Genomic DNA, 6,597 nt, shown 5'->3' on the forward strand with positions numbered 1-6,597 from the left:
GTTGCTGCTAAATAATATTGAATAATAGCTATTTATTAGTAACGCTACGCATAATATAACACTTTGCATAATGGTGCATGGCTTTCCCTTCCTCGTAAAACTCATCCACGCTTTGCAATACCTTTACAATGATTAGTCCGTCCGTCAGTACAAGGTTGAGGAAAGCGGCTTTCTTTCGGATATACTCGTCTTTCTCTTTCACCATATCCTCCAAACGTTTCCGCTCACGCTCCAACCGCTCGGCTTCCATTGCAATGCGCTGTTGCTCCCGTTCACGCTCCAATTGGGCTTGTCTTTTCTCCATATATAGGTCGTGGGCTGCCTTGAGGTCGGTCGGGCAGATGAAATGGGGGTTGCGCAGGTCTTTCCCCAATTTCTCCAACAGATATACAAGGTCGCACCACAATGATAGGTCGGTTATGGCATATTTGTTCCGCATGGCTATCTTGTACGAGTGCCAACATCTGTCAAGTGCTTGCGGTTTGGAGAGGAAATAGCGCAAATGCTCGATATTGCCCGACTTCATCAGGGTTTCCGCACGGCTGTCCGAAAGCAATGCAGGGATGAGCTTGGTCGGCACAATGCCATGAAAGTCACCCTTGAAACCGTTTCTGCGTAACGTGTCCGTCACCTTGAATTTAGGGTATATCGGAGAATGGGCGATGTGGTCGTAGGCGATGTTGTCCTGCCGGATAGCCATAGGAGAGGCAAAAGAGAAAAGGTCAAGATACCTGCCCCAAATCCGCTGTTTGCCGACAACCGCCGTGCGTCCTTCCTTGTTCCACCAGTACTGACCGATTTCAAGTACATAGGGGTCAGCCTTGCAACCTTTCTCCATCTCCACGAAAAGGAGGTACATACGCAGCACTTGGTATTCCCCACACGTGGTAAGAACGGTGAAGTATTGTTTCTGCTGCACTTTGCGGACATAACTTGTTACCACTTCCAGCCTTGCCCCACATTCGGGGCAAGTGTAGTATTTTGTCTGTTTGTCCATAATCCAGCTATGACCGCAGTCCATGCAGGTGGTGCGTCCTTTGGGCAAACGGTGGGCGTAATGGTCAATGCACTCACGGAAAGCCCAATTCATCTGTGCTTTGGTTATGGGGCGGAGTTTCTTGCTCTGTGCAAGTACCGCTTTCTCGAATTTGTTTCTCGGTTTCATAGGTTCAGAATAATGAGAGTTCAACTTGTTGTGCGTTTGTTTTTTGGCTTGCCTTAGCCTTGTTTCGGTTCTGCAACTTGCGCAATTCCTCGGCTTGGTATTGGCGGATGGCTTGCTGCCGTGCTTCCGCCTTTTCCTCGTCAGTCAGTTCTACCGTATGGTTCACGACTACTTGGCATTGCAGTGGCTTGCCCACTTCAATGTCGTCCTCGTCATAGTAGTGGACGGCTTGGGAATAGATTTCACCGTCCGTAAAGCCGTTGCAGCCGCTTTTCTGTACCCAATTGAGGATATAGGTCACGCAATCCTCTATGTTCTTGTTCGGCTTGTTGTAATTTGCTGCAAACAGTTTGTCCTCCGCTGCACGGTTGTCCAGATAGGCTTGGATTGTACGCTTGAAATGGTCTGTTGTCTTGTTCATATCGTCAGATTTTAGATGTTGTCATTCGTGTAAAGTATGTCGCAGTCCTCCACTTCGGCTGGAAGTCCGAAAAGGGGATAACGTGAGAAATAGGGCTGTGTGTTGCCTTCTTCGTCCGTAAGGGGTGAGACAATCTGCACTTTCCACTTGCTCAACCATTCGTCAATCATGCGGATTTCCTCGTCCGTCAGTCCCGTCATGTCACCGTTGATGATGTACCCTAAACTCCATGTGGGTATCTTTTCCGTTGTCTTGTTCATAAGGTTCTCTTTTGATTGGTTGTCAAATGGTTTCTTTCAAAATCTCTCTCCAATAGATTGGCTCTACCTCGCTTAAAAGAAAGTCAATGAAGTCCTTTCTTGCATCCTTGCACAACTCCTTGTATATTTCTCGGAATGTGCCGAAATTGCCGTTAATGTACGTTTCCACCATATACTCAAAGATGTTGTCCACCTCGTAAAACCTGCATTGCTGCGCTGCCGTCTTGCTGTTTCTTTTCGCCATATCCTTATGAATTAAAGGGTTAATAACCAAATGAATGTCCAAATAATTGTCACTATTGAAAGTAGTGCGGTGAGGATGCCGAACATGAAGTTCAACACGCCCAATAGGATTTCCCCTGCGATGCCTACCGCCAAACCTCCTGCGCAAAGGGTAATGCCCCATGCCGCTCTCGCTACTGCGGACAATACTTTCCGCAAAGCCTTTCCGATGTCGTTCAATGTCATTCTCATATCGTCCAATTTTTAAGTTGTTTTTACTTGTCTTGCTCGGATGGGGAGGTCGGGTCGAGTCCTTTTTCTTTTCGCCTCTCCGTATGTCCGATGTTTCCTTGTGACGTCTTCCGACCGCGCATCGGTCGTTTTCGTTTCGGGGGCCATGCAAAGGTTAGGGAGTAGGTTCAGCAAATTTTTTCGACAGAATACTACCTGAGCTTGCGAAGTGTGGAGATTGTGGCTAAAAAATTTGTGTTCCTAATCCCGTCTTTACCTTTGCCCCTGCAACGAAAATGACCCACTGATGCCGTCTGGAATGGCGGCATGGGAATATCGGCATACTTGCTGGAGAGGCGGGAAGGAAAAGGGGGAAGCATAGAGGATGGCGCAACGCGCCACGGGAAAGTTCAAAGGGCGGCGCAACGGACAAGGGGAAAGCCCCGCTTTCCTGCCGCCGTGACAGAAGTCCTGCAACCGTCATTGTCATGCGTGCATGGCTTGCGGTTGCAAGTTTTCTGCCGACGGCACATGTCTTCAAACGGTCTTGTCTGCCATGCCCGGTTTGGCAAAAGCATGGCAAGACGGTTTGAGGACAGGGAAGACATGACAGCCGGAAATAGTCGCAGGTGCAGATTCACGCTTGCCGTGCCCTGCATCCGGCGGCATTTCGGCTACTAAAAGAAGACGAGAAAAAGAAAATGGATAAAACGGACTTGTCCGTTCTGCACAAGCATATAAAAGAAGTGCCCACGACGATGGCGGTGTCACTTGTGACATTGTGGTCGTCGTGGGCTTTTCTTTGCTTGTGCCGTTTCTGAAAGCGGCTTCTACGCAACAAGTCGGAAGTGGCTTTCAGAAGGGGTGAAAATAACAAGGGAATGAAATCGTGAATGAAAAAAAGTTTTAGGAAATTCGTGAAAACGGGTAAAGTTTTGTACCTTTGCAAAAGTAAGAAAGTTCTTTCGTTTAATGCAAAATGAGGAAGAATATAGAAGTTCGCTGGTTTCTAAACCGTTAACAAGTCTATTTCGCTTCAGTCTTAATCACTTCATATTTAGATAGATATAATTTTTATTATGTCTTGCGGTGTGAGTGGTTAAATTCTTCTTTATCAGGCATAAATCGGCTATCTCTTTCAGGTAACTGTTCATCTTCTGATTGCAGGGAACAGGCAGCAATACCCTTTTCTTTTGGCAAACGGGATGGTCGGCATACTTACGGAGAATTTCCAAAGGAATGTCAAGCAAAGGGATATTGCACATGTTCTTTGTCTTTTGCCGTGTCTTGCGAATCCACAGGTTGCCATTCGCATCTTCCACGATGTGTTCAGGAGAAAGTTGTTGTACGTCAATGAACGCCAACCCGGTAAAGCAAGAAAGAAGCATCAAAGCAAGGGAGATAGGAATAAAGAGAATCAAACGCAATACGTTGTAAAGCAGCGGTTTTACAGTAGTTTGCCATTATAGCCAAACAGCAGGGAAAGGCAGGATAATGCAAGGTTTCCGCTACCAAGTCATTACCTGTTCCGCTACCTGTCTGAAGCCTGAAAAACAGCGTTCCTAATGCTTGTAAACAAGCATTATACGTGCGGCAGGGACTTCAAATCCGCAGATTTAGCAGCGTCCGTTCCGTTTGCGCCGTTCTGCCCCGTTTCCAATTCTGTCGGTCGGCAATGTATCACTAATATTGCAACCAAAAAAGTTATGACAATGAAGACAGAAATGAAAGTGCTGCTCTACATCAAGCGCAGCGGACAGGACAAGGACGGACTGTCACCCCTCATGGGCAGGATAGCCGTCAGGGGAAAGAACAACTCCATCGCGCAGTTCTCCTGCAAGTTCAAGGTAGATGTAAGGCTGTGGAACGCCACGGCACAACGGTGTACGGGCAAGAGCAGGATGGCGGTCATGGCAAACCGGGAGATTGAACGTACACTGCTGCTGTTGCGCCAGCGTTTCAACGAACTTAAAGACATCAAGGAGGTTGTTTCGGCAGAGGAAGTGAAGAACGCCTACCAAGGGCTGGCGGAATCGCAGGACACCATCATGAAGCTGTTTGCGGAGCATAATGAGGAATATGCCTTGCGCGTAGGCGTAAACCGTTCCGCAACCAGCTATTACCATTACACGAACACTTACCGCCACCTCGCCACCTTCCTGAAAGACAAGTACCGCCTTTCAGACATGCCTGTCAAGCAGTTGGACGAGAATTTCATCGAGGATTTCGACATGTACATGCGCACCGTCAAGCGGTTTATGCCTAAGACCATACTCGGACATGTAAACCGCCTGAAAAGCGTGATGATGCTTGCCGTGTTCCGTGGCATTATCCCGTTCAGCCCGTTCAAAGGCTACAGACCACAAAAGCCGGAGTTCAAGCAGATGTACCTTACGGAAGAGGAACTGGGCAAGTTCGCCAACATGACTTATGATACGCCCAACCGCAATTTCACGAGGGACATGTTCCTGTTCTCGTGCTGGACGGGCATCTGCTACTGCGACATGAGGGCATTGACGGAGAAGAATCTCGTGAAAGCGGAGGATGGAAGCCTGTGGATTCATACCGAACGGCAGAAGACCGGGACACCCGAATGTGTAAGGCTGATGGAAATACCGCTCGCCATATTGGAGAAATACAAGGGCATGGATGCCGACGGGAAATTGCTGCCCATGCTTACGAAAGAAAGCATGAACCGCCACCTCAAAAAGATGTCGGTGATGTGCGGCATCAACCGTCCGATTTCATTCCATCAGGCACGTCATACATTCGGCAGCATAATTTGTTTATCACAAGGAATACCCATCGAAACGGTAAGCAAAATCATGGGGCACAAACATATCAAGACCACACAGCGGTATGCGAAAGTCACGCAGGACAAGATTGACCGTGACGTGGACAGGCTGAATGAAGCCATCGGCGGCAAGTTCTCCCTGTTCGGGATTGATGCATCCCCTTCCACGATACGCAAGGACAACACCCGGCGCAGGGTCAATCCAAGTTGGAAACAAAGGGCTATTGTCAAACAAATGATGGAGGGATAAGCCATGCGCAGCACGTTCAAGCTATTGTTCTACATCAACCGACAGAAAGTGAAGAAGAACGGCAAATGCCCTGTCATGGGACGTATTACCCTTGACGGCAAGGTCAGCCAGTATTCCACAGGGTTGGAAGTCGAGCCTGCGTATTGGGATGCCGACACGGGCAGGGCTTCCACTGACGGGCGCAAGGAAAGCCTTGACTACGAGAAGAAAAAGGAACTTTTACGGTTGAATGATGCCCTGTCCGCACTGGAAGCCAAAGCCCATGCCGCCTACAAGGAGAATGTGGACAGTTACGGCTTCGTGTCGGCTGAAATCATCAAGAACGCCGTGACGGGCAAGTCGCAGGTGAAGGAAACCCTGCTTGCGCTGATGGACGAGCATAACGAAGAATATGCCAAGCGTGTGGGCATTGACAGGACAAGGCACAGCTATGTCCGCTATCTGACCACACGCAAGCACATCCACAATTTCATGAAGTACAAGTACAACATGGAGGACATGCCGTTGCGCTCGCTGACCATGCGCTTCATGACCGACTTCACGTTTTACCTTTCCACCGTGCTGAGATTGAAGGTATCGGCATACAACGACTATCTCATTCTGCTGCACAAGATGACTCGGCTCGCCCTGAAGAAGCATATCCTCAAACGCGACCCATTTGCAGGACATAAGATTGAGAAAGTCCCGGTGAACCACCGCTACCTGACGGGCGAGCAGTTTGAAAAGCTGTTGAATGCTAAACTGCCTACATACAGGCTTTGCCATACGAGAGACCTTTTCGTCTTTTCGACTTTTACGGGTATCGGGAGGGCTGACTTGGCTAACCTGACAGAGGACAACATCATCACGAAAGAGGATGGCAGCAAGTGGATTCACATTGCCCGACAGAAAACCAAAGCGGAGTGTCATATCAAGTTGTTAGATATCCCCCTGCGCATCATTGAAAAGTATCGCGGAGAAGGAAAAGACGGTAAGCTGTTTTATGTGCCAATTACCGGAAACCTCAACCGTAGCCTGAAAATGATTGCCGAACAATGCGGCTTGGAATGCCACCTTACCTACTATCAAAGCCGACACTCCTTCGCAACACTGATTTGTCTGAACAACGGTGTTCCGATAGAGAGCATCAGCAAGATGATGGGACATTCCTCCATTCGGACGACCCAAATCTATGCGGGTGCGCCCAGATTGGTCGCTTGATAAATACTTCTGTAGCAAGAAGTTAGGATTGGGTTCAATATAATCCTATCGTCA

The 6,597-nt window shown here is 48.4% G+C and carries 8 protein-coding genes and 1 pseudogene; 2 read left to right on the top strand and 7 right to left on the bottom strand.

The window, feature by feature from the left end; translation table 11 throughout:
• Window positions 1–28: 28 nt before the first annotated feature.
• The 7 genes and pseudogenes from H6B30_RS15380 to H6B30_RS15410 form a co-directional block, all read right to left on the bottom strand.
• Entirely contained in the window at window positions 29–1,165 is a 1,137-nt protein-coding gene (locus tag H6B30_RS15380) for a PcfJ domain-containing protein (RefSeq protein WP_205112155.1), read from the bottom strand.
• A 4-nt stretch (window positions 1,166–1,169) separates the two neighbouring features.
• Window positions 1,170–1,586, bottom strand: coding sequence for a PcfK-like family protein (locus tag H6B30_RS15385; RefSeq protein ID WP_071148939.1), 417 nt, complete (start codon window positions 1,584–1,586; stop codon window positions 1,170–1,172).
• Window positions 1,587–1,597: 11 nt separating this feature from the next.
• Window positions 1,598–1,846 carry a DUF6926 domain-containing protein gene (locus H6B30_RS15390; protein ID WP_071148940.1) on the bottom strand — a complete coding sequence of 83 codons (249 nt, stop codon included), beginning with the start codon at window positions 1,844–1,846 and terminating at the stop codon, window positions 1,598–1,600.
• Window positions 1,847–1,868: 22 nt separating this feature from the next.
• Complete coding sequence (locus H6B30_RS15395) at window positions 1,869–2,195, bottom strand: hypothetical protein (RefSeq protein WP_394331806.1); 327 nt, start codon at window positions 2,193–2,195, stop codon at window positions 1,869–1,871.
• Window positions 2,102–2,320 (bottom strand): hypothetical protein, encoded by a 219-nt coding sequence (locus H6B30_RS15400; protein WP_021963139.1) that lies wholly within the window; start codon window positions 2,318–2,320, stop codon window positions 2,102–2,104. Before H6B30_RS15400 ends, H6B30_RS15395 begins: the two co-directional genes overlap by 94 nt.
• 516 nt (window positions 2,321–2,836) lie before the next feature.
• Window positions 2,837–3,079 (bottom strand): hypothetical protein, encoded by a 243-nt coding sequence (locus H6B30_RS16450; protein ID WP_239484167.1) that lies wholly within the window; start codon window positions 3,077–3,079, stop codon window positions 2,837–2,839.
• Between the two features lie 296 nt (window positions 3,080–3,375).
• A pseudogene (locus H6B30_RS15410) lies at window positions 3,376–3,675 on the bottom strand (site-specific integrase); the annotation flags it as partial.
• A gap of 336 nt (window positions 3,676–4,011) precedes the next feature.
• Here H6B30_RS15410 and H6B30_RS15415 point away from each other — a divergent pair.
• Both H6B30_RS15415 and H6B30_RS15420 read left to right on the top strand, forming a co-directional pair.
• Entirely contained in the window at window positions 4,012–5,343 is a 1,332-nt protein-coding gene (locus tag H6B30_RS15415; RefSeq protein ID WP_205112159.1) for a site-specific integrase, read from the top strand.
• Window positions 5,344–5,346: 3 nt separating this feature from the next.
• A complete protein-coding gene (locus tag H6B30_RS15420; protein ID WP_205112157.1) occupies window positions 5,347–6,543 on the top strand; it encodes a site-specific integrase in 1,197 nt (398 codons plus the stop codon).
• Window positions 6,544–6,597: the final 54 nt, after the last annotated feature.

It is taken from the genome of Marseilla massiliensis (assembly GCF_016899955.1).
GTDB classification, from domain to species: domain Bacteria; phylum Bacteroidota; class Bacteroidia; order Bacteroidales; family Bacteroidaceae; genus Prevotella; species Prevotella intestinigallinarum.

Excerpts from the sequence above, each read along its gene's own strand:
- H6B30_RS15400 (WP_021963139.1), bottom strand. The coding sequence starts at position 2,320 with ATGAGAATGACATTGAACGACATCGGAAAGGCTTTGCGGAAAGTATTG.
- H6B30_RS16450 (WP_239484167.1), bottom strand. The coding sequence starts at position 3,079 with ATGTCACAAGTGACACCGCCATCGTCGTGGGCACTTCTTTTATATGCT.
- H6B30_RS15415 (WP_205112159.1), top strand. The coding sequence starts at position 4,012 with ATGAAGACAGAAATGAAAGTGCTGCTCTACATCAAGCGCAGCGGACAG.
- H6B30_RS15380 (WP_205112155.1), bottom strand. The coding sequence starts at position 1,165 with ATGAAACCGAGAAACAAATTCGAGAAAGCGGTACTTGCACAGAGCAAG.
- H6B30_RS15385 (WP_071148939.1), bottom strand. The coding sequence starts at position 1,586 with ATGAACAAGACAACAGACCATTTCAAGCGTACAATCCAAGCCTATCTG.
- H6B30_RS15420 (WP_205112157.1), top strand. The coding sequence starts at position 5,347 with ATGCGCAGCACGTTCAAGCTATTGTTCTACATCAACCGACAGAAAGTG.
- H6B30_RS15390 (WP_071148940.1), bottom strand. The coding sequence starts at position 1,846 with ATGAACAAGACAACGGAAAAGATACCCACATGGAGTTTAGGGTACATC.